This is a genomic window from Streptomyces sp. NPDC005761 (genome assembly GCF_040630635.1).
Taxonomy (GTDB): domain Bacteria; phylum Actinomycetota; class Actinomycetes; order Streptomycetales; family Streptomycetaceae; genus Streptomyces.
Window position 1 is genome coordinate 42,939 of the sequence record NZ_JBEXXX010000024.1, and the last position, 21,541, is coordinate 64,479.

Below are 21,541 nucleotides of genomic sequence, written 5' to 3' on the forward strand. Positions count from 1 at the left end.
CCCCATCGGCGTACGCTTGCTGGCGCCATGCCGTACGAACCACCCACGCACACCGTCGAGCGCTCACTGCGCGCCACCACCGGTGCCAAGACCGTCGCCGGTGTCGACGAGGTCGGACGCGGAGCGTGGGCGGGACCGGTCACCGTGTGTGCCGCGGTCACCGGCCTCCGTAAGCCTCCCGCCGGACTCACCGACTCCAAGCTGATCAGCCCGAAGCGCCGCGCGGAGCTCGCGCCGCTCCTGGAGAGCTGGGTCACCGCGTATGCCCTTGGCGACGCCACCCCGCAGGAGATCGACGAACTCGGGATGACCGCAGCGCTCCGGCTCGCCGCCGTCCGGGCCCTGGAGGCGCTGCCGGTGCGACCCGACGCGGTGATCCTGGACGGCAAACACGACTACCTGGGCCTGCCCTGGCGGGTGCGTACGGTCATCAAGGGCGACCAGTCCTGCGTCGCGGTCGCCGCGGCGTCGGTGATCGCGAAGGTGCGCAGGGACACGGTGATGGCCGAACTCGGCGCGGAGACGGGCGAGTACGCCGACTTCGCCTTCGGTGCCAACGCCGGCTACCCGTCCCCTGTGCACAGGGCCGCACTGGAGGAGCGGGGCCCGACGGCCCACCACCGCCTCTCGTGGTCCTACCTCGACGCGCTGCCCAGGTGGCAGCACCTCAAGAAGGTCCGCTTCTCCGCCGAGGCGGCCGCACTGGAAAGCGGGGGCCAGCTCGGCTTCGACTTCTGATCGCGTACATGTGCCCACCCACCGATGCCTCGCGCGTCGGCGTTTGATAGACAACCACCCATGCCTCTCATCCCCGAGGAGCCTCAGATTCACGAGAGCGCCCAGGGTCCCCGCGCCACGACGGCCACCGGCCGCACCGCGTCGACCCCTCGTCCCGTACCCGGTCCGCGTTCCGCGGCCACGCCGCGCCCCGGTCACCCGGGTCCTGGCCCCGCGAGGCCCGCGCCCCCGGCGCCGCGCCCGCACTCCACCTCCGGTCGGCCCCAGGCGGCCCCGCCGGAGAACCGTTCCGCACCTCAGCTCCAGGTGATCCCCGCCGCGGCCGACGGTGCGCTCGACGCCGCCGACGAGGCGGTTGACCTGCTGCTCGACTCCGGTCGTGCGCCCGGCGACATCCTGGTGCTCACCGCTGGTGGGCAGCACCCGTGGGCGACCCACGAGCTCTCCTTCGGTGAGGCCGCCTACTGGGCCCAGCACGAAACGGGCGACGACGTGTTCTTCGCCGGCGCCGAAGCCGCGGACCGGGTGAAGCCGCGGCCGGTGGTCGTCGTTGCGGTCAACGACGCCGACGACGACACCGCCGCGCGTGCGCTGGCTGCGGCACAGCGTCGCGCCGAAGCCCTGCTGATCGTCTGCGGCGACCCGCAGCGGATCAACAGCGTGCTCGGCGCGGGTGTCTGAGCCGGATCGGGTCTGACGGTGCGCTTGCTCGGCGCGGTCGTCCGAGCCGGACCGGGTCCGACGGTGCGCTCCGTGCGGATGCCCGGCCCCGGTCCGGAGCCGATCTGGTGATGTGCCAGGTGCGGATGTCCGGGCCGGAGCGGATCGATGGTGCGGCGTCCTCGGCCCGCGCGCCGTCGTCGCGGTGCTACCGGCCCGTGGTGACCCGGCTGCCCGTGAGGGTGGCCGGGCCCACGGCCCGGGTCAGCGAGCCGCGGTGCGGTGCAATGCGTGAACCGCGCCGCCGCCCGTGCGCAGCGGGCCAGGATCCTGGTCCAGTGCGGCGTCGGCGAGGGAGGACGGCTGCGACGTGGAGTTGGGGCGACGGCCGCCTCGTCCCTCCCCGAGCACCTGCCAGCCGCCGCGGGTGAGCGTGATGTACGCGCCGCACCGCAGCCCGTGCAGGGTGCAGGCGTCCCGCAGCCCCCACATCCAGGCCCCGTCCTCCTCGGTCCAACGCTCGTCCCCCTCGCGGCAGTAGAGCAGTACCGCGGTACGGACGGGAGCACGGCGGCGCAGATCGTGAGGGATCACCCGGCGCAGGTGCGCCAGCAGGGCGTTACGGAATTCCCAGCCGTCCGCCGTCACCGAACGACGGGCGAACGAGGCGCTGGCCGTAAGGCGTTCCTCATGGTCGAGCACGGCGACGACTGCGGTTTGCGGAGTCGGCCTGTGCCTTGAGTGCAGGCCGCTGACAACCTCACGCGGGCTGCGCAACAGCGGTATCCCCGCTGCCGCCCACTCGGCCGGTTCGAGCATTCTGGCCAGGCGGTTGGCCGAGTCGGCGGCAGGCGACATCGAAGTGGCTGCGGACGGAGCGAATCCGAAGGTCACGGTCCTCCCTTCGCATACGCGCCCACGATGCGGGCAGGGTCGGGTGAGGGCGCGCCGCGGCACAGCCCTTCCGGGCCCGCGAGAAGACCGTGCGGGGAGCGAGTCCAATTCTTCCTGGCGTATCGGCGGGCGGCAACGAGCAATTGGCGCAGCTGACGGTAATCAGCCGGAATGACACGGATATCCCTGCCCAGTCCGGCACCGGATGACGCCACCTGTCACGCCTGAACAGCGAGGACCAGCGGAAACACGGCGTCCGCTCCGGCCCGCCGCAGGAGCCGCGCTGCCACGGCGAGGGTCCAGCCGGTGTCCGAGAGATCGTCCACGAGCAGGACGGGACCGTCCACCGCTGCCAGGGCATCGGCCAGCTCGGGCCCCACGACGAGCCTCTCGTGCAGTGCCCTGACCCGTTGGGCGCTGTTGGTCTGCGAGATCCGGGCCGCGTCTGCTCCGGGAAGATGGCCGACGCTGCCCAGCAGAGGCATCCGTCCGACCTCCGCGATACGGCTGCCGAGGGACTGGATGAGCTGGGGCCTGCTGTGGGAGGCCATGGTGACGACGCCGGCCGGCCGGGGGACGGCGTTCGCCGCGCCGGGCGCCCAGCCGCCCGGGCCCCGGGCCCAGTCGGCCAGCACGGTCACCACGGCGTCGGCCACATCGTCCGGCACCGGAGCGTCGGGCGCCTGCGCGGCCAGCATGGGGCGCAGCCTGTTGCCCCAGCCGATGTCGGAGAGGCGGCCCAGTGCCCGGCCGGTCCCGGACAGCTCGCCCGCGGGGATCCGGCCCTTCAGGTCGACTCCCACCGCGGCGAGACCGGTCGGCCACATCTTGCGGGGCTCCACCTCGACGCCCGGGCGGCCGAGCTCGCCCCGCGCGGTGTCCAGGGCGGCCGTGGAGACGGCCTCGTCGAAGCGGGCTCCGGCGCAGTTGTCACAACGGCCACAGGCCGTCGCCTCCTCGTCGTCCAACTGGCGGCGCAGGAACTCCATCCGGCAGCCGTCCGTTGTCGCGTAGTCGCGCATCGCCTGCTGTTCGGCAGCCCGTTGGCGCGCCACCCAGGCGTATCGCTCGGCGTCGTAGACCCAGGGCTCTCCCGTGGCGATCCAGCCGCCCTTGACCCGGCGGACCGCTCCGTCGACGTCGAGCACCTTGAGCATGGTTTCGAGGCGGGTGCGCCGCAGGTCGACGAGAGGTTCCAGAGCGGGCAGCGAGAGCGGGCGGCCGGCTTGGGCGAGCGCATCGATCGTGCGCCGGACCTGCTCCTCAGGAGGGAAGGCGACCGACGCGAAGTACTGCCAGATCGCCTCGTCCTCCTTGCCCGGGAGCAACAGCACCTCGGCGTGCTCGACGCCGCGGCCCGCACGGCCCACCTGCTGGTAGTAGGCGATGGGGGAGGAGGGCGAGCCCAGGTGGACGACGAAGCCGAGGTCCGGCTTGTCGAATCCCATGCCCAGCGCGGAGGTCGCGACCAGCGCCTTGACACGGTTGGCGAGCAGATCGTCCTCGGCCTGCTGCCGGTCGGCGTTCTCGGTACGGCCGGTGTACGAGGCGACGGTGTGCCCGCACTGGCGGAGGTAGGCGGTGATCTCCTCGGCCGCCGCGACGGTCAGGGTGTAGATGATCCCCGAACCGGGGAGCTCCTTGAGGTGGTCGCCGAGCCAGGCCAGCCGGTGGGCGGCATTGGGCAGTTGCAGGACACCCAGGCTGAGGCTCTCCCGGTCCAGCGGGCCGCGCAGGACGAGCGCGTCCGTCCCCGCTCCGGTCCCCAACTGTTCCGCGACGTCCGCTGTCACGCGGGCGTTGGCCGTGGCGGTGGTCGCGAGGACCGGCACACCCGCGGGCAGATCGGCGAGCATGGTCCGCAGCCGCCGGTAGTCGGGGCGGAAGTCGTGGCCCCAGTCGGAGATGCAGTGTGCCTCGTCGACCACGAGCAGTCCGGTGGCCGCGGCGAGCCTGGGCAGGACCTGATCCCGGAAGTCGGGATTGTTGAGCCGCTCGGGGCTGACGAGCAGCACATCCACTTCACCCGCGGCCACCTCGGCCTGCACGGTGTCCCACTCCTCGGTGTTGGACGAATTGATCGTCCGCGCACTGATTCCGGCCCGGGCCGCGGCTGCGACCTGGTTGCGCATCAGTGCCAGCAACGGCGAGACGATCACGGTCGGCCCGCTGCCCTGCGCGCGCAACAGCGAGGTGGCGACGAAGTACACGGCGGACTTTCCCCACCCGGTCCGCTGGACGACCAGCGCACGGCGCTTGTCTGCGACGAGTGCCTCGATCGCCCGCCACTGGTCCTCGCGCAGCCGGGCAGTGCCGGAGGCGTCCCCGACGAGTCGTGCCAGTACGGAATCGGCCGAAGCCCTGAGCTCTGCACGGTCTGCGTTGGTCATGCCCCCATGCAACCCGATGGGTACGACAAACCGCGAACGACCGCGCGGTACCTGTGGATAAGTTATCCACAGGGGGTCGCGGAAATTGTCCGGCCGGGGGACGGTCATCCCATGAACAAGCACCACGAATCCACCGGACCGTCCGACGAGCAGCAGATCACCTTGCGAGGGCCCGCGGAGCTGGCCGACGCCCTCCCGTATCTCATGGGATTCCATCCGAACGACAGCGTGGTCATGGTCGCGCTGCACGGCGGCCGCGGCCGTTTCGGCGGGCGGCTGAGGCTCGGCATCCCGCAGTCCGCGCACGAGTGGCCATCGGTGGCCGAGCAGCTGGCCGAGTGCCTGATCAAGGGGAGCGAGCGGCGCGGAGGCCGACCCGACGCGATCGTGGTCTTCCTCTGCCAGGATCCGGCCGAAGGGGAAACGGGCCATCAGACCATGGAGCGTCTGCGGCCCCTGGCTCAGCGGCTGCGGACCGCCTGCGGGGCGCTGGACGTGCCGGTGCTCGAAGCGCTCTGCATCTCTGGCGGCAGGTTCTGGTCCTACGTCTGTCCCGACGCCCGCTGCTGCCCGGCCGACGGAAATCCCCTGGCCATGCCGGGCACCTCCGTGATGGCCGCGGCGGCGGCCTATGCCGGCATCCAGGTGCGGGGATCTCTGCGTGAGATGGAGTCCAGGCTGGCCCCTCAGCCGAGTGCGGCAGGCGGGGAACAGCAAAGGGCCCTGGACGCGGCCGGGTCCGCCCTGGTGCCGAAACTTCTCGACGAGGAGAGCCGCAGGGAGGTCGGCGGCGCCACGCTGGAGCTTGCCCGGCGGCTCATGGAACGTCTCGGCCAGGCCCCGGCGGCGACGCCTTCGCTGTCCGACCTCAACGACGACCGGCTGATCAGCCATGAGGAGGCGGCCGCGGTGATCCTCGGGCTTCAGGACCGGGAGACCCGGGACAGGGCCGCTGAGTGGATGGAAGGACCGGACGCGGAGCCTGCGCTGAGACTGTGGCGGGCACTGGCGCGTCGTTGTGTCGCACCGTACGAGGAGCATGCGGCGGCGCCGCTCACCCTGGCGGGCTGGGTCTCGTGGTCGACCGGTGACGAGCCGGCGGCGAGGGTGGCGCTGGGTCTCGCCCTGCGGCTGGATCCTGGGTACACCTTCGCCCAGCTGCTGCACGAGGCCTGCAACCAGGGCCTTGATCCGGAGACGCTGCGACGTTGCCTGCGCGGGGAGCGCGGCACGCGGACCGTGCGGCGCGGTCACGGTACGGGACGGGTCGCGGGGGCCCGTTCCGCCCGTTCCGCGCGATCCCAGGCGGTCGGCCGACGTCGGACGCGGCCCGGCTCCGCCCGGCCCGGCACGACGGCCGGCCGACGCCGGACCGGCCAGTTGCCCGCTCAGGGCCGACGCGGGACCAGGACCGGACGATGAGAGTGGTGCGGTGCCGGACCCCGGCACCGCCCCCCGGGTCTCGCGGTGTGCAGGAACCGAGTCCTGGGTCTCGCGGTGTGCGGCACCGCGGGGCCCCGGCCTCGCGGTGTGCGGCACCGCGCCGCAGGTCTCGCGTATCCCGGCCCCGCGGCCCGGGCCCCGCGGCCCGGGTCCCGCCGGGGGCGCGACGGCCGATGAAGAGCCTCACGAAGGGAGTGTTTATCGTCAGGCAGACGACTATGATCACGGCATGCCGCCCTACGACCCGTCGACCTTCCCGCCCTTCGCTGTCACGGTCGACCTGGTCGTGCTCACGGTGCGCCGTCACGCGCTCTGTGCCCTCGTGGTCCGCCGAGGCGAGACACCGTTCCAGGGCAGGTGGGCGTTGCCCGGCGGTTTTGTCAGGGCCGACGAGGACCTCGGCGCCGCAGCGGCGCGCGAGCTCGTCGAGGAGACCGGCCTGTGTGCGCACGACCCGGCGAACCCGGTGGTCGGCAACGGCGCCCATCTCGAACAGCTCGCCACGTACGGGGACCCCGCGCGAGATCCGCGTATGAGGGTCGTCAGCGTCGCCCATCTCGCGCTGGCCCCTGATCTGCCCGCTCCGCGGGCGGGCGGTGACGCGAACAGCGCCCGCTGGGCACCCGTCGACGACCTGCTCGGGCCTGAGGGGGGCTATGGGCGGGACGGTGAACGGCAGGCACCGTTGGCCTTCGACCACGCCCGGATCCTCGCCGACGGGGTGGAACGGGCCCGCTCCAAGATCGAGTACTCCTCCCTGGCCACCGCCTTCTGCCCGCCCACCTTCACCGTCGGCGAGCTGCGCCGGGTGTACGAGGCGGTGTGGGGCGTGGTGCTCGACCCGAGGAACTTCCATCGCAAGGTGACGGGCACGCCCGGCTTCCTGGTGCCGGCCGGCGGCACGACCACCAGGCAGGGCGGCCGTCCCGCCCAGTTGTTCCGGTCGGGATCGGCCACCGTGCTCAACCCGCCGATGCTGCGGCCCGAGGTCTGAGCGTTGCGGTCCGGCCGCCGAGGGCCCGCCGCGGGTGCGTTGCGGTCCTGACCCACGTTTGATTCCCGTGCTGTTCCGCAGGCCTCGTCGGTACGGGGCCATCGGAGCGCCGTGTACCGAGCCTTGCGCGAAAAGTCCGATATGTCGGGTTATCGTGCTGCGGTACCTTCTGCCGTCGAGCGGCCTCACCTCCTGCGAGAGAAGCGATGCTCCAGGTCATCGGACTCACCAGCACCCGCCACCGCGGACAGCGGCCCGCCGTGGACGACCTCACGTTCGAAGCGGGATCCGGCTGTGTGACGGCGTTGCTGGGCCCGCCCGGATCAGGCAAGACCTCGGCCCTGCGTCTGATGCTCGAGCTCGAGCCGGGGCGTGGCATCACGTACTTCCGGGGCAGGCCCCTGCATCGTGTGGCCCAGCCGGCCCGGGAAGTGGGCGTGCTGCTCGGGGAGGTGCCGGGGCACCCGGCCCGCACGGTCCGCGGGCAGCTCCGCATGCTCTCCGCCGCTGCGGGAGTGCCCGCGTCCAGGGCCGACGACCTGCTCGACTCCGTGGGCCTCGCAGGGTTGAAGGACCAGCGCATCGGCACGCTCTCCCTGGGCATGGACCGCAGACTGGCGCTCGCCTCCGCGTTGCTCGCCGACCCGCACACACTGATCCTCGACGAACCCGTGGAAGGCCTCTGTGCGCGGGAGGCGGACTGGCTGCACGGGATGCTCAGGTCCCATGCCGATCGTGGCGGAACGGTCCTGTACACCACGCAGGATCCCAGGGAAGCCGCCCGGTCGGCCGGCCATGTGGTGACCATCGATTCCGGAAGGCTCGTCGCCGATCAGGTCGCCGCGGACTTCTCCCGCACCCGTCTGCGTCCCCGCGTCGCGGTCCGTTCCCCGCACGCTGCCCGCCTCGCCGCGGTCGTCAGCCGCGAGGCGCGCGCCGCACGGCGTTCCGTCGAAGTCGTCACCGAGGCGAGCAGCAGCCGGCTCTCCGTCTACGGCAGCAGCTGTGCCGAGATCGGGGACGCGGCATTCCGCCACGGGCTGCCCGTGCATCAGCTGGCCGACGAGGTCGGTGACGCCGGTTCCGTCTCCGCGCCTCACCATGACCGCCTCCCCGGTGGCGGCCGCGGCGCCCCGGCGGAGGCCGGTGAAACCCAGGGGGCCGCTGTGTTCGGAGCTGCTTCCGGGGACGCCGCAGGCGGCCCCGAGCGCGTCACTCGCCCCGCCGTGGACTCCGGCGGAGCGCAGTCGCCGCCGCCGATCAGGCGGCGTCCGGCCCGCGGCCCGCTGCGCCCGGTGCGTTACGAACTGCGCCGTCTCTTCGGCGTCAGGACCACGACTCTGATCGTCGCCGCCACTCTCGTCGCCTCGGCCGCCCTGTCGCTCGTGCTCGCCCGCAACGGCCGTACCCCGCTGCCGCACGTACTGGTCGCCTGGCCTTCGCTGCTGCCGCTGCCGCCCGCCGCGCTCGGCGCCGGACTGCTCGGCGCCCTGTCCTTCGGCGACGAGTTCCGCTACCCCGCGCTCGCCGCCGGCCGTGGGACCGTGCCGCGCCGGCTCGGGCTGCTCCTCGCCAAGCTGGCCGTTTCGGCGGGCGTAGCGCTGTCGCTTGCGCTGCTCGTCGTGCTCACCTCGGCCGAATGTCTCCGCCTCGCGTACGGCGGGGACTTGGTCCGGGTTCCTTCGAATGCGGTTTCGCTGGCCGTCAGTTGGTCCGGCCTGACGGTCGGCTGTGCCTGGGCAGGGTTGCTGGCAGCCGGGATCTTCCGTGTGACGGCGGCGGGCGTAGCCGCCGTACTGGCTGTCCCCGTGCTGATGGTTCCGCTCATCCAGGCGATGCCGAAGGCGCCCACCACCCGTTCGGTGAGCGGACTCCCGGGCCGGCTCAGGGAACTGGCCTGGCTGCAGTGGCCGCATGAGGCCGACCGGTGGGTCATGGCCTTGGTGCGGGTGGTGGCGCACCCCGTGGGCACCGCCCTGACCCTGTCGCTGTCGGTCCTTGTCTGCGCGTATTTGTTCATGAGCCTTCGCGGCAGAGTGCGTTGGTGATCGCCGGAGAGAATCTGAGCCTGCCGAGATCCACAACTCCATGAGAAATGCCCGCTTTATACCAAAAAGGCGTCAATTGGGAGGCGGGTGCCGATCACCCTTTCGTGTGCTTTTCACCAAAGACCTCAAGGGGTGGCTGAGCCGCGCCGACAAAGGATGCGTGAGTACCCTTGCGCACACCATGATGACCGCCGCCCGCACCGCCGACACCGGCCTCGCCGGCCCGGGCGAACTCGACCGATACACCCACGCGGACGCGCCGGCCGGCGAGCGTGCCGCCGTCCGGTCCTGGGGTGATCCCGATACCGAGCTCGGCCGTGTGGGCCGAAGGGGATCGGCCAGCCGGGGCCGCGGCCTGCACGGCCAACTTGTTCAGCAGCTCGGTCAGATGATCGTTTCCGGCGACCTCGGCGCCGACCGGCCCCTGGTGCCTGAGGAGATCGGCCAGCGATTCGAGGTCTCCCGCACCGTCGTCCGGGAATCATTGCGCGTACTGGAGGCCAAGGGCCTGGTCAGCGCCCGGCCCAATGTGGGCACCCGGGTCCGTCCGGTCAGTGACTGGAATCTGCTCGACCCCGACATCATCGAATGGCGTGCGTACGGCCCGCAGCGCGACGACCAGCGCCGCGAGCTGGCTGAGCTCCGGTGGACGATCGAGCCTCTTGCCGCCCGGCTGGCAGCCGGTCACAAGCGTGATGATCTCCAGCAGAGGCTCGGGGACATGGTCGAGATCATGGGACACGCGCTCGGACAGGGGGACGTGATCACCTGCGCCCGTGCCGATGCGGAGTTCCATTCCCTGCTCATCCAGGCCGCGGGGAACCGCATGCTGGAGCACCTCTCCGGCATCGTTTCGGCCGCGCTTCAGGTCTCGGGCGGGCCGGTCACCGGCTGTGACCGGCCCAACGAGGCGTCCCTCGGCCATCACGCCCGCATTGTCGACGCCCTTGCGACCGGCGACTCCGCGGGTGCCGAAGCGGCCATGCGGCAGCTGCTCGTGGTCCAGGTGGAGCGAGTGGTGCCTGCGCCGCGCGAGCACTGACCGCGGCGCGGTCACGGTGTACGGGCCATGTGTCGTCGGGCCCCCGAGGTCCGGCGGCACAATTGTGGAGGGATGTCACTCCTGGTCTCGTTCGTCGCAATTGAGGTGTGACTCGGGCCACGCGGATTGGGCGTAACACTCCTCGAAACAGCGCGATGACTTAAGAGGTGACCGCCGCGGAAGGAATACAGCAGCCGTTCAGTGCGCTGTGCAGTTCTGAGGCCTAGCCCGCGCCGTCGGTACATTCCCAGCCCGACGGTCGTCGGTTCCAGCCCTCTCAGGGCCGGGCCGGAAGCCGTTTCCATCGTTCCGAGAGGTTGTTCGTGTCGGCCAGCACATCCCGTACGCTCCCGCCGGAGATCGCCGAGTCCGAATCTGTCATGGCGCTCATCGAGCGGGGAAAGGCTGATGGGCAGATCGCCGGCGACGACGTGCGTCGGGCCTTCGAGGCTGACCAGATTCCGCCAACCCAGTGGAAGAACGTTCTGCGCAGCCTCAACCAGATCCTCGAGGAAGAGGGTGTGACGCTGATGGTCAGTGCCGCGGAGCCGTCGAAGCGCGCCCGCAAGAGCAGCGTCGCAGCGAAGAGCCCGGTCAAGCGCACCGCCACCAAGACCGTCGCGGCCAAGACGACCGTGACGCGGACCGTCGCGGCCACCGCCGCCGCGTCGGCCGAGACCGTGGACGCGGTGGCCGATGACGCCGCTGCGGCCGCACCTGCGAAGAAGGCGGCAGCCAAGAAGACGGCTGCCAAGAAGACCGCCGTGAAGAAGACGGCGGCGAAGAAGACCGCCTCCAAGAAGGCCGGCAAGCAGGACGACGAGATCCTCGACGGCGATGACGCGGCCGAGGAAGTCAAGGCCGGTAAGGGCGATGAAGAGGAGGGCGAGGGCGAGAACAAGGGCTTCGTCCTCTCCGACGACGACGAGGACGACGCGCCTGCGCAGCAGGTCGCCGTCGCCGGCGCCACGGCCGACCCGGTCAAGGACTACCTGAAGCAGATCGGCAAGGTCCCGCTCCTCAACGCCGAGCAGGAGGTCGAGCTCGCCAAGCGCATCGAGGCGGGTCTGTTCGCCGAGGACAAACTGGCGAACTCCGACAAGCTCGCTCCCAAGCTCAAGCGCGAGCTGGAGATCATCGCCGAGGACGGCCGCCGCGCCAAGAACCACCTGCTGGAGGCCAACCTCCGTCTCGTGGTCTCGCTGGCCAAGCGCTACACCGGCCGCGGCATGCTCTTCCTGGACCTGATCCAGGAGGGCAACCTCGGTCTGATCCGTGCCGTCGAGAAGTTCGACTACACCAAGGGCTACAAGTTCTCCACGTACGCCACCTGGTGGATCCGTCAGGCGATCACCCGCGCCATGGCCGACCAGGCCCGCACCATCCGTATTCCGGTGCACATGGTCGAGGTCATCAACAAGCTCGCGCGCGTGCAGCGTCAGATGCTCCAGGACCTGGGCCGTGAGCCCACCCCGGAGGAGCTGGCCAAGGAGCTCGACATGACCCCCGAGAAGGTCATCGAGGTCCAGAAGTACGGACGTGAGCCGATCTCCCTCCACACCCCGCTGGGTGAGGACGGGGACAGCGAGTTCGGTGACCTGATCGAGGACTCCGAGGCGGTCGTTCCGGCCGACGCGGTCAGCTTCACGCTCCTCCAGGAGCAGCTGCACTCGGTGCTCGACACCCTGTCCGAGCGTGAGGCGGGCGTGGTCTCCATGCGCTTCGGTCTCACCGACGGGCAGCCGAAGACGCTGGACGAGATCGGCAAGGTCTACGGCGTGACGCGTGAGCGCATCCGTCAGATCGAGTCCAAGACGATGTCCAAGCTGCGCCACCCGTCGCGCTCGCAGGTCCTGCGCGACTATCTCGACTAGGTCGCCCGGTCACATCGGCCGAGGGCCCGGATCCGTGGGGATCCGGGCCCTCGGCCCATGTGCGGGTGCAGGTGCGGGTTGCGGTCGGCGGAATGACTCTGGGTGGACACCGTTCATCACAGAGTCAGGAGTACGTATGTCCCGTACCGTCGTCCGCACCATGACCGGGGCGCTCGCCCTCACTGCCGCAACGGCTGTGATACCGCTCGCCTCGCCTGCCCCGGCAGCCGCGGACAGCATCGTCATCGGCGGCCAGCCCGCTCACGTCAAGGACAGTCCGTGGGTGGTGGCGCTCTCCAGCCGTGACCGGTTCGGGGGTACCCGCGCCGGCCAGTTCTGCGGAGCCGTCGTCGTCGGACCCAAGAAGGCGCTGACGGCCGCGCACTGCCTGAACCGGGAAGCGCTGGGTGTCGATGTGGGCCAGGTGCGTGATCTGCGGATCATTTCGGGCCGCGACGAGCTGAACGGCACCGACGGCAAGGAGATCGCAGTGAGCGGGACGTGGGTGAACCCCGATTTCGACGCCGCCACCAACAGCGGCGACGTCGCGGTGCTCACCCTCGCCGAGGCCTTGCCCGAACAGAGCGTGATCCCCATGGCCGGGGCCGGTGACTCCGCGTACGACCCGGGTACCGCCGCGGTGGTCTACGGATGGGGCGATACGACGGGCAACGGTGACTACGCGTCGTCGCTCCGGTCTGCAGGGGTGACGGTACTCCCGGACAGCTCCTGCGAGCAGGCCTACCCGGGGGGCAGCAACGGCACGTACGACGCCTCCGCGATGCTCTGCGCCGGCGAACCCGAGGGCGGGTACGACGCCTGCCAGGGGGACAGTGGAGGGCCCCTGGTGGCCCAGGGGCGGCTTGTGGGCCTCGTGTCCTGGGGGAGCGGGTGCGGTCGCGCGGGCAGCCCGGGCGTCTACACGCGGATCTCCGCCGCCATCGAGTGGATGGAGGCCGCAGGCTGACCCGCGGCGGCTGAGCGAGTACGAGAACGGGCGGCTTCCCACGTGGGAAGCCGCCCGTCGGCCGGTGCGGGACCGGCCCCTGGCTCGTCGTGGATGCGAGGTGTCAGTGTTGTTCCTCTTCGGCGGCTTGGGCCTGCACGGCCGTCAGTCGGTCCGTCTCATCCTGTATTTCCGCGGCGATCTTCTTGAGTTCCGGCTCGAACTTGCGACCGTGGTGGGCGCAGAAGAGCAGTTCACCGCCGCTGATCAGGACGACGCGCAGGTAGGCCTGGGCGCCGCAACGGTCACAGCGGTCTGCTGCGGTCAGCGGGCTCGCGGGGGTCAGAACAGTAGTCACGTCGCCTCTTCTCTAGCTCGACGAGCTGTCGTACCAGGGTCAACATCCAACCAGGCCGAAAACGTTCCCGCTCGTGGCATTTCTTCGAAACTTCTTCTCAGGATGGCTGTCTGTTGCCGGTTCGCGGCGAATGTGCCGTATTGCGTGGCGCTACGGTTTCGCGTTGCTTGTCTCGGTCGGTCCCGCCGGCTGGCTTGCCGGTTGTTCATGAGGACGTGCCCGGAGCCTAAATGGTTCATGCCTGGAAGGGAACGTGATGTGCGCGTCACTCCAAGGAGTGATCGAACGTGCATGCGAGGCTGGACTAGTGTGAGGGTTCTCCGAGGGTGGCGGTACACCCGCTCTACCAGGCCTCGGTACCCTCTCAGCGGCGACCGAAGCCGAGCCCGTTACCCACTGGGCCCCAAATGAAATTCAGCGAGGAGCGAACCGCGTGACCGCCGATACGTCCGTGCCGTCCACTGCGCTGCTGACCGGAGCAGACCGAGACGGTTCCAACTACACCGCGCGGCACCTGCTCGTACTCGAGGGGCTCGAAGCGGTTCGCAAGCGCCCCGGCATGTACATCGGGTCCACCGACAGCCGCGGCCTCATGCACTGCCTCTGGGAGATCATCGACAACTCCGTCGACGAGGCCCTCGGTGGTTACGGTGACCACATCGAGGTGATCCTCCACGAGGACGCCTCCGTCGAGGTCCGTGACAACGGGCGCGGCATCCCGGTCGACGTGGAGCCCAAGACGGGGCTCTCCGGCGTCGAGGTCGTGATGACGAAGCTGCACGCGGGCGGAAAGTTCGGCGGCGGCTCCTATGCCGCCTCGGGCGGTCTGCACGGCGTGGGCGCCTCGGTCGTCAACGCGCTCTCCGCGCGCCTGGACGTCGAGGTCGACCGCAACGGCTCGACGCACTCGATCAGCTTCCGCCGCGGCGTTCCCGGCATCTTCACGGAGCAGGGGGCGGAGAGCCCGTTCGATCCCGCCAACGGGCTGCGCAAGACCAAGCGGATCCCGAAGACCCGCACGGGCACCCGCACGAGGTACTGGGCCGACCGGCAGATCTTCCTGAAGGAAGCGAAGCTCAACCTGGAGACGCTGTACCAGCGCGCCCGTCAGACGGCGTTCCTGGTCCCCGGCCTCACCCTCGTCGTCCGCGACGAGCGCGGGATCGACGGCGCGCCCGTCATCGAGGAGACCTTCCACTACGACGGCGGCATCAGCGAATTCTGCGAGTACCTGGCGCAGGACAAGGCTGTCTGCGACGTCCAGCGGCTGACGGGGCAGGGCAGCTTCAAGGAGACCGTGCCGGTCCTGGACGAGCGGGGCCACATGATCCCGACCGAGGTCACCCGCGAGCTCGGGGTGGACATCGCGCTGCGCTGGGGCACCGGTTACGACACCGTCGTCAAGTCCTTCGTCAACATCATCGCCACCCCCAAGGGCGGCACCCACGTGACCGGTTTCGAGCGCTCTGTGACCAAGACGGTCAACGAGGTGCTCCGGTCCGCGAAGATGCTGCGTGTCGCCGAGGACGACATCGTCAAGGACGATGCGCTGGAGGGCCTGACCGCGGTCGTGACCGTACGGCTGGCGGAGCCGCAGTTCGAGGGGCAGACGAAAGAGGTACTGGGTACCTCCGCGGCCAATCGGATCGTCGCCAACGTCGTGGCCAAGGAGCTCAAGGCGTTCCTGACCTCCACCAAGCGGGATGCGAAAGCCCAGGCCAGGGCCGTACTGGAGAAGGCGGTGGCAGCCGCCCGTACCCGGATCGCCGCCCGTCAGCACAAGGATGCGCAGCGTCGCAAGACTGCCCTGGAGTCCTCCTCGCTGCCGGCGAAGCTCGCCGACTGCCGCAGTGACGACGTGGAGCGCAGCGAGCTGTTCATCGTGGAGGGCGACTCCGCGCTCGGCACCGCGAAACTGGCACGGAACAGCGAGTTCCAGGCGCTGCTGCCGATCCGCGGCAAGATCCTCAACGTTCAGAAGGCATCCGTCTCCGACATGCTGAAGAACGCCGAGTGCGGGGCGATCATCCAGGTCATAGGAGCCGGATCCGGCCGGACCTTCGACATCGACGCCGCCCGCTACGGCAAGATCGTCCTGCTGGTCGACGCCGATGTGGACGGGGCCCACATCCGCATCCTGCTGCTGACGCTCTTCCAGCGGTACATGCGTCCCATGGTCGAGGCGGGGCGCGTCTTCGCCGCGGTGCCCCCGCTGCACCGGATCGAGCTGGTCCAGCCGAAGAAGGGGCAGGACAAGTACATCTACACGTATTCGGACAACGAGCTGCGCCAGCGGCTGCTGGAGCTCCAGCGGAAGAACGTCCGGTACAAGGACTCGATCCAGCGCTACAAGGGTCTGGGGGAGATGGACGCCGACCAGCTGGCGGAGACGACCATGGACCCGCGCCACCGCACCCTGCGGAGGATCAACATCGGCGACCTGGAGTCGTCGGAGAAGGTCTTCGACCTGCTGATGGGCAACGAAGTGGCGCCTCGCAAGGAGTTCATCACCAGCTCGGCAGCCACGCTGGACCGTTCCCGCATCGACGTCTGACCGCGTCGTCCCCGGCATGGCGCCGGACCGAGCCGTTGTCTCCATCCACGGGTGGAGACAACGGCTCCACCCGTGATCCACCCCTGAGCCGATCCGCCGCGCGGGCCGTTTCCGTAGCGTCGAAGTGTCAGCACTTCCCGCTACTCGGAGGCGCCCATGCCCGGGCCCGTCAATGTCCTGGTCATCGTCGTGGTCATCGCTCTCGTCGTGGTCCGCCAGTGCTCGGCGCAGCAGATCCCGGGCGACCGCCGCTGGTGGGTCCTCCCGGGCCTGCTGCTGGTCATGGCACTGCGCGAACCCGGACTCGTGGATCCGCGCCATGCGGCGCTGTCCGTCGTCGTCCTGGGCGCCGAACTGGTCGTGGGTCTGGTCACCGGTGCCGGCTGGGCATGGACCACCCGGCTCTGGCGCACGGAGGACGGGACCCTCTGGGGCAAGGGCACCAGGGCGACCGCCTGCGTCTGGTGCGCGGGCCTCATCCTGCGAGCGGGCCTGTACGGGCTTGCCGCTGCCATGGGCATACATCAGGGCGGGCCCTCCCTGATGACGGCTCTCGCGGCCACCCTGCTGGTGCGCAGCGCCGTCCTGACCCGCCGGGCCTCGGAGATACCCGAGCCGTCCAGTGGTCCCGTCGAAGGCACGGCTTGCCGGCCGGTGTGGAAGGAGCGTGTGTGACTGCCGCTGCCTGGACGAGCTGGCCGTCGAAGGAGGCGCTCGCGCGGGAGACCCGTACCCGCTCACGGACCGTTGTCGGCCGGGTGGTGCGGACGGCCGGGCTGATCACCCTGATGCTGTGGGGGACTTTCACGGACGGCCCGTCCGGCCCGTGGGAGATCGTGGCCGGCCTCGCCGGGGTGGCAGGTTGCGCCGCGGTCGCCGTGGCCTTCTTCAGGGCCAGCCTGAAAAACCGCCTGTGGCCGTCGCTCGGCCTGTTGTTCCTGCTGATGCTCGCGGCGTTCGGGGCGCAGCAGGCAGGGGCCGACGTTCCCGCGACGGTGCTCTGGTGCGGCTGCGCCGTCACCGCGCTGGAGCGGCTTCCACTTGCCGTAGGTGTCCCGTGCACAGCTGTGGCGCTCATCGCCTACGCAGTGGTGAACACCGACGACTGGCTGACCACGGCCGTGACCACGGCCGGGCTCTGCCTCGCGGGGTACGTGCTGCGTCTGGACGCCGAGGCCCGTGGAAGCGCGCAGCGCCTCCTCGCCCAGGAGCGGGCGGCGCGGGTGGCGGAAGCCGAGACGGCCGCGCTGGACGAGCGGGCCCGGATCGCCCGGGAGATCCATGATGTGCTCGCGCACAGCCTCTCGGCGCAGTTGGTGCACCTGGAGGCGGCGCGCCTGCTGATCGAGAGGGAGCCGGCGGGGGAGTTCCGGGACCAGGTCCTGCAGCGGGTGGTCGCGGCCCGTTCCATGGCCCGTGAGGGGCTTGCCGAGACCCGGCAGGCACTTTCGGCCCTGCGCGGTGAAGTCTCGCCCGTGGAGGAGTTCCTGCGGCAGCTGGTGGGGGCCGAGCCGGTCGAGGTCAGGGTGGAGGGCGAGCAGCGGCCTCTGACCGCAGAGGCCTCGCAGACCGTCCGGCGCGTGGCGCAGGAGGCGCTCACCAATGTGCGCAAGCACGCGCCGGGGGCCAGGGTGCTGATCAGGCTGGAGTACGAACGGGACGCAGTCGCTCTGGAGGTCAGTGATTCGGGTGGGGACGGGGCCGGGGGAGAGCTCGCTGTCAGTGGCTCCGGCTACGGTCTGCCGGGGATGAGGGAGCGCGCCGAACTGCTGGGCGGCAGCCTGGAGGCCGGTCCCGGCAAGGAGGGGTTCGTGGTGAGTCTGCGAGTACCCGCGTGAACGCGCGGGTGGTGGTCGCCGACGATCAGTCGGTGGTGCGCGAGGGAATCGTGATGCTGCTGGGGTTGCTGCCCGGGATCGAGGTGGTCGGATCGGCGAAGGACGGGGAGGAGGCCGTCGCCCTGGTGGCCGAGCACGCCCCGGACGTCGTCCTGATGGACCTGCGGATGCCCCGTTGCGACGGCGTGGAGGCAACGCGCCGCATCCGCAGCGGCTTTCCCGGCACGCAGGTCGTGGTTCTGACGACCTTCGCCGACGACGAATCGCTCTTTCCGGCACTCCGGGCGGGAGCCCGTGGCTACCTGACCAAGGACGCCGGGGGTGACGAGATCGTGCGGGCCATCCAGGCCGTGCTCTCGGGCGAGGCGGGACTCTCGCCCACCATTCAGCGCCGTCTGGTGGAGCAGGTCACCGAGGGGCCGCGGCCGAGGAGCGGTGGAGCGGAGCTGCCCGACGGGATGACTCCCCGGGAGGCCGAAGTGCTCGTCCTGATCGCCGAGGGGATGTCCAACGCGGAGATCGCCCGTCGCCTCCATATTTCGCAGGCCACCGTGAAGAGCCACATCAACAACCTGTTCGCCAAGGGAGGGCTTCGCGACCGGGCCCAGGCGGTCCGTTATGCGTACGTTCGAGGGATCGCACAGCCGCCCGGGTCAACCTTCACCTGAAGAGGTGAAGTCCGGGGAATGAAGTGCCCGGGATCTTCCCGATCTGCCCATTCTTGGGTACGCGGCCGAAGTGGTCCGTGGACAAGGGGAGTTGTTCGGTGGAGAAGGAAGCAGGGCGCGAAGCCGCAGGGATGCGGCTCGATGACCCGTGGTACGACGCACTGGCATCCGGATGGGGGGAGCTGGACGGTACGGGAAGCTTCGCGCCCGTCGCGGTACCCGGCCCCGTCGCACCGGGGCGCGGCCACAGCGCCGCGGAGATCTATCTGGAGGTCCAGCGAAGCGAGGCCTTCCAGGAAGTGCGCCGCCGGTACCGGCGATTCGTCGTCCCCGCCACTGCCGCCTTCCTCGTCTGGTACCTCGCCTATGTCGTCACGGCGGTCACCGCACCCGGCCTGATGGCCCGCCCGGTGGCCGGAGCGGTCAACGTCGCCATGGTCGCGGGACTGGGGCAGTTCCTCACCACGTTCCTGCTCACGGGGGCGTACGCGCGGCACGCGCGGCTGCGAAGGGACCGCGCCGCGCTCGATCTGCGCTGGGACACCCAGGAGATGACGCGGGGGATCGGGCGTTGAGCGGGAACCACCAGACCCTGGCGCTCCTGCTGTTCAGCGCCTTCATCGCGGTCACCCTCGGCATCACGACCTGGGTGGGCCGCAACCGGCAGGGATCGGCCGAGGAGTTCTACGCGGGAGGCCGGCTGTTCTCGCCCATGGAGAACGGTTTCGCCATCGCCGGTGACTACATGTCGGCTGCATCGTTCCTCGGCATCTCCGGAGTGATCGCCCTCTACGGATACGACGGCATGCTCTACTCGGTCGGCTTCCTGGTCGCCTGGCTCGTCGTCCTGCTGCTCGTGGCGGAACTCGTCCGCAACTGCGGGCGGTTCACCCTTGCCGACGTGGTGGCGGCCCGCATGGCGGAGCGCCCGGTCCGGATCGCGGCAGGGACGTCGTCCGTCACCGTCTCCGTGCTCTACCTGGTGGCGCAGATGGTGGGGGCGGGCAGTCTCGTCGCCCTGCTCCTCGGTGGAACGAGCGGCGCCGCACGGTCCTGGACGGTCATCGGTGTCGGGGCGCTCATGGTCGTCTACGTGTCCCTCGGGGGCATGCGGGCCACCACCTGGATCCAGATCGTCAAGGCCGTACTGCTGATGGCGGGCACCGTTGTGCTCACCGTTCTGGTCCTGGTCCACTTCCACGGAAACTTCAACGAGCTGCTCAACTCCGCCGCCGGCCGCAGCGGTCACGGCAAGGAGTTCCTCTCACCCGGACTGCGCTACGGCGGGAGCTGGACGGCGCGCGTCGACTTCATCAGCCTGGGGCTGGCCCTGGTGCTCGGCACGGCGGGCCTTCCCCACATCCTGTCGCGCTTCTACACCGTGCCCACGGCCCGTGCCGCCCGCAGGTCCGTCGTCTGGTCCATCGGCCTCATCGGCAGCTTCTATCTGATGACGATCGTGCTCGGGTTCGGAGCAGCGGCGCTGGTCGGCTCGGCCGAGGTGCGCGCGTCGAACCCCGCCGGGAACACGGCCGTTCCGCTGCTCGCCCTGGTCCTCGGCGGCGGTGAGGGCTCGACGGGGGGAACGATTCTGTTCGCCGTGGTCGCCGCGGTGGCCTTCGCGACCATCCTCGCCGTGGTCGCCGGTATCACCCTCGCCTCGTCCGCCTCCGTCGCCCACGATCTGTACGCCTCACTCAGGCGACGGGGCTCCCGGCAGTACAGCGAGGTCGCCGTGGCCCGGGTGGCCGCGGCAGGCATCGGGGTGGCCGCCATCGGACTGGGCCTGCTCGCCCAGGACCTGAACGTGGCATTCCTGGTGGGTCTGGCCTTCGCGGTCGCTGCTTCGGCGAACCTGCCGGTGCTGCTCTTCTCGCTGTTCTGGCGGAAGTTCACCACGCGCGGGGCGGTCTGGTCGGTCTACGGCGGTCTGGTTCCCGCTGTGGTGCTCGTCCTGCTCTCCCCGGTCGTCTCGGGCAGCCCCACCTCCCTGTTCCCCGGGGTCGACATCCAGCTCTTCCCGTTGGAGAACCCCGGTCTCGTCTCCATCCCGCTGGGCTTCCTGGCCGGCTGGATCGGCACGGTCACCTCGGCCGAGCCGGCCGACGAGGCCAAGCATGCGGAGACCGAGGTGCGTGCGCTGACGGGAGCCGGTGCCGTGTGACCGGACAAGGGCTCACCGCCCCGCCCGCCCCCACCTCACCAGGTCGTTGCGAGCCATGCGGCCACCGCGGCGAGCACGATGAGGGCGCCGTTGAGACCCGTTTCCCGGACCTCGCTCCGGGACAGGTGCAGTACGGCTGCGAGCACCTGGAGCACGAGCAGGCCAAGGGCTGCCACCGTCGCGAGGACGGTCGCGATTCCCGTGAGCGGCGGCAGCACCAGACCGGCCGCACCGAGGATCTCGACGATGCCGATGACCCGGACCAGCCACATCGGAACCGTGTCCACCCAGCCCATCATGGGGGCCAGCTGCTCCTGTCTCTGGGCAACCTTCTTGCCACCCGCGTAGAGGTAGAACGCCGCCAGGAGCCCGGCGACGATCCAGTAGGCGATCTCCATTGTCGTCCTCCGTCATGGTTACGACTTGTAAGTAAGCACATGATCGGTGACTATCGGAACGCTTACAAAAGGCACACAGGTGTGCGTTGCGAACAGGGGGCGCCGATGTCGAAGTACCGCCACAGCTGCCTCATCCGGGGCGACGGGGGCCGGGCGATCCGGGGCATCCTCGACCGCATCGGTGACAAGTGGACCCTGCTGGTCGTCGCCACCCTGGACGGCGAACGCATGCGCTTCACCGAGCTCCAGCAGCGCATCCCCGGCATTTCGCAGCGCATGCTCACCCGCACGGTCCGGCACCTGGAGCGGGACGGCCTGGTTTCCCGCACCGTGTTCCCCGAGGTCCCGCCGCGGGTCGAGTACGAACTCACGGCGCGTGGACGCACCCTGATCGAGCCCGCCGTGAAGCTGGCGGAGTGGGCGGTCGACAACAACCCCGGCATCGAGCTCAGCCAGACCGCCTACGACTCGGAACACCCCGAGCCTCGGGCAGCCCACGTTGCGGACCGCCAAGAGCCGTAGAGCCCCGACG

19 protein-coding genes are annotated in these 21,541 nt (G+C 70.2%); 15 read left to right on the forward strand and 4 right to left on the reverse strand.

Annotated features, from left to right (window positions below):
- The first annotated feature begins 27 nt into the window (after window positions 1–27).
- Window positions 28–738, forward strand: coding sequence for a ribonuclease HII (locus tag ABZ434_RS21920; RefSeq protein WP_359139302.1), 711 nt, complete (start codon window positions 28–30; stop codon window positions 736–738).
- Between the two features lie 60 nt (window positions 739–798).
- Window positions 799–1,419 (forward strand): hypothetical protein, encoded by a 621-nt coding sequence (locus tag ABZ434_RS21925; RefSeq protein ID WP_359139305.1) that lies wholly within the window; start codon window positions 799–801, stop codon window positions 1,417–1,419.
- 243 nt (window positions 1,420–1,662) lie between these two features.
- Here ABZ434_RS21925 and ABZ434_RS21930 read toward each other — a convergent pair whose 3' ends face one another.
- Window positions 1,663–2,292 carry a hypothetical protein gene (locus tag ABZ434_RS21930; protein ID WP_359139308.1) on the reverse strand — a complete coding sequence of 210 codons (630 nt, stop codon included), beginning with the start codon at window positions 2,290–2,292 and terminating at the stop codon, window positions 1,663–1,665.
- A gap of 218 nt (window positions 2,293–2,510) precedes the next feature.
- Entirely contained in the window at window positions 2,511–4,682 is a 2,172-nt protein-coding gene (locus ABZ434_RS21935; RefSeq protein WP_359139310.1) for a RecQ family ATP-dependent DNA helicase, read from the reverse strand.
- Window positions 4,683–4,793: 111 nt separating this feature from the next.
- On the opposite strand from ABZ434_RS21935, the gene ABZ434_RS21940 reads away from it, so the two are divergent.
- From ABZ434_RS21940 to ABZ434_RS21965, 6 genes are all read left to right on the forward strand, one after another.
- Window positions 4,794–6,104 carry a DUF4192 family protein gene (locus ABZ434_RS21940; protein WP_359139313.1) on the forward strand — a complete coding sequence of 437 codons (1,311 nt, stop codon included), beginning with the start codon at window positions 4,794–4,796 and terminating at the stop codon, window positions 6,102–6,104.
- A 250-nt stretch (window positions 6,105–6,354) separates the two neighbouring features.
- Complete coding sequence (locus ABZ434_RS21945) at window positions 6,355–7,119, forward strand: NUDIX domain-containing protein (protein WP_359139315.1); 765 nt, start codon at window positions 6,355–6,357, stop codon at window positions 7,117–7,119.
- Window positions 7,120–7,325: 206 nt separating this feature from the next.
- Entirely contained in the window at window positions 7,326–9,167 is a 1,842-nt protein-coding gene (locus tag ABZ434_RS21950; RefSeq protein WP_359139317.1) for an ABC transporter ATP-binding protein, read from the forward strand.
- 181 nt (window positions 9,168–9,348) lie between these two features.
- Window positions 9,349–10,209, forward strand: a complete 861-nt coding sequence (locus ABZ434_RS21955; protein WP_359139471.1) for a FadR/GntR family transcriptional regulator — start codon at window positions 9,349–9,351, stop codon at window positions 10,207–10,209.
- Window positions 10,210–10,532: 323 nt separating this feature from the next.
- On the forward strand, window positions 10,533–12,083 hold the full coding sequence (locus tag ABZ434_RS21960; RefSeq protein ID WP_359139320.1) for an RNA polymerase sigma factor: 1,551 nt from the start codon (window positions 10,533–10,535) through the stop codon (window positions 12,081–12,083).
- Between the two features lie 136 nt (window positions 12,084–12,219).
- Window positions 12,220–13,050, forward strand: a complete 831-nt coding sequence (locus ABZ434_RS21965) for a serine protease (protein ID WP_359139325.1) — start codon at window positions 12,220–12,222, stop codon at window positions 13,048–13,050.
- 103 nt (window positions 13,051–13,153) lie between these two features.
- Here ABZ434_RS21965 and ABZ434_RS21970 read toward each other — a convergent pair whose 3' ends face one another.
- Complete coding sequence (locus ABZ434_RS21970; RefSeq protein ID WP_024489001.1) at window positions 13,154–13,387, reverse strand: hypothetical protein; 234 nt, start codon at window positions 13,385–13,387, stop codon at window positions 13,154–13,156.
- 433 nt (window positions 13,388–13,820) lie between these two features.
- On the opposite strand from ABZ434_RS21970, the gene ABZ434_RS21975 reads away from it, so the two are divergent.
- The 6 genes from ABZ434_RS21975 (at window position 13,821) to ABZ434_RS22000 (ending at window position 20,611) form a co-directional block, all read left to right on the forward strand.
- Window positions 13,821–15,941: a DNA topoisomerase IV subunit B gene (locus ABZ434_RS21975; RefSeq protein ID WP_359139328.1), complete on the forward strand. Its 2,121-nt coding sequence runs from the start codon at window positions 13,821–13,823 to the stop codon at window positions 15,939–15,941.
- 156 nt (window positions 15,942–16,097) lie between these two features.
- On the forward strand, window positions 16,098–16,616 hold the full coding sequence (locus tag ABZ434_RS21980) for a DUF1453 domain-containing protein (protein ID WP_359139331.1): 519 nt from the start codon (window positions 16,098–16,100) through the stop codon (window positions 16,614–16,616).
- Entirely contained in the window at window positions 16,613–17,779 is a 1,167-nt protein-coding gene (locus ABZ434_RS21985; RefSeq protein ID WP_359139334.1) for a histidine kinase, read from the forward strand. Before ABZ434_RS21980 ends, ABZ434_RS21985 begins: the two co-directional genes overlap by 4 nt.
- Window positions 17,776–18,447 carry a response regulator transcription factor gene (locus ABZ434_RS21990; RefSeq protein WP_359139337.1) on the forward strand — a complete coding sequence of 224 codons (672 nt, stop codon included), beginning with the start codon at window positions 17,776–17,778 and terminating at the stop codon, window positions 18,445–18,447. The genes ABZ434_RS21985 and ABZ434_RS21990 overlap by 4 nt, the downstream gene beginning before the upstream one ends.
- A 131-nt stretch (window positions 18,448–18,578) precedes the next feature.
- Window positions 18,579–19,022, forward strand: a complete 444-nt coding sequence (locus ABZ434_RS21995; RefSeq protein WP_359139474.1) for a DUF485 domain-containing protein — start codon at window positions 18,579–18,581, stop codon at window positions 19,020–19,022.
- Window positions 19,019–20,611: a cation acetate symporter gene (locus ABZ434_RS22000; RefSeq protein ID WP_359139339.1), complete on the forward strand. Its 1,593-nt coding sequence runs from the start codon at window positions 19,019–19,021 to the stop codon at window positions 20,609–20,611. Before ABZ434_RS21995 ends, ABZ434_RS22000 begins: the two co-directional genes overlap by 4 nt.
- Window positions 20,612–20,646: 35 nt before the next feature.
- On the opposite strand, the gene ABZ434_RS22005 is transcribed toward ABZ434_RS22000, so the two are convergent.
- Window positions 20,647–21,009: a DoxX family protein gene (locus ABZ434_RS22005; RefSeq protein WP_359139341.1), complete on the reverse strand. Its 363-nt coding sequence runs from the start codon at window positions 21,007–21,009 to the stop codon at window positions 20,647–20,649.
- 105 nt (window positions 21,010–21,114) lie between these two features.
- On the opposite strand from ABZ434_RS22005, the gene ABZ434_RS22010 reads away from it, so the two are divergent.
- Window positions 21,115–21,531, forward strand: a complete 417-nt coding sequence (locus tag ABZ434_RS22010; protein ID WP_359139344.1) for a helix-turn-helix domain-containing protein — start codon at window positions 21,115–21,117, stop codon at window positions 21,529–21,531.
- Window positions 21,532–21,541: the final 10 nt, after the last annotated feature.

Bases quoted from the DNA above. Each gene is read 5' to 3' on its own strand.
- ABZ434_RS21925 (WP_359139305.1), top strand. From the start codon at position 799: ATGCCTCTCATCCCCGAGGAGCCTCAGATTCACGAGAGCGCCCAGGGT.
- ABZ434_RS21945 (WP_359139315.1), top strand. From the start codon at position 6,355: ATGCCGCCCTACGACCCGTCGACCTTCCCGCCCTTCGCTGTCACGGTC.
- ABZ434_RS21950 (WP_359139317.1), top strand. From the start codon at position 7,326: ATGCTCCAGGTCATCGGACTCACCAGCACCCGCCACCGCGGACAGCGG.
- ABZ434_RS21965 (WP_359139325.1), top strand. From the start codon at position 12,220: ATGTCCCGTACCGTCGTCCGCACCATGACCGGGGCGCTCGCCCTCACT.
- ABZ434_RS21995 (WP_359139474.1), top strand. From the start codon at position 18,579: ATGCGGCTCGATGACCCGTGGTACGACGCACTGGCATCCGGATGGGGG.
- ABZ434_RS21980 (WP_359139331.1), top strand. From the start codon at position 16,098: ATGCCCGGGCCCGTCAATGTCCTGGTCATCGTCGTGGTCATCGCTCTC.
- ABZ434_RS22005 (WP_359139341.1), bottom strand. From the start codon at position 21,009: ATGGAGATCGCCTACTGGATCGTCGCCGGGCTCCTGGCGGCGTTCTAC.
- ABZ434_RS22010 (WP_359139344.1), top strand. From the start codon at position 21,115: ATGTCGAAGTACCGCCACAGCTGCCTCATCCGGGGCGACGGGGGCCGG.
- ABZ434_RS21920 (WP_359139302.1), top strand. From the start codon at position 28: ATGCCGTACGAACCACCCACGCACACCGTCGAGCGCTCACTGCGCGCC.
- ABZ434_RS21940 (WP_359139313.1), top strand. From the start codon at position 4,794: ATGAACAAGCACCACGAATCCACCGGACCGTCCGACGAGCAGCAGATC.
- ABZ434_RS21935 (WP_359139310.1), bottom strand. From the start codon at position 4,682: ATGACCAACGCAGACCGTGCAGAGCTCAGGGCTTCGGCCGATTCCGTA.
- ABZ434_RS21955 (WP_359139471.1), top strand. From the start codon at position 9,349: ATGATGACCGCCGCCCGCACCGCCGACACCGGCCTCGCCGGCCCGGGC.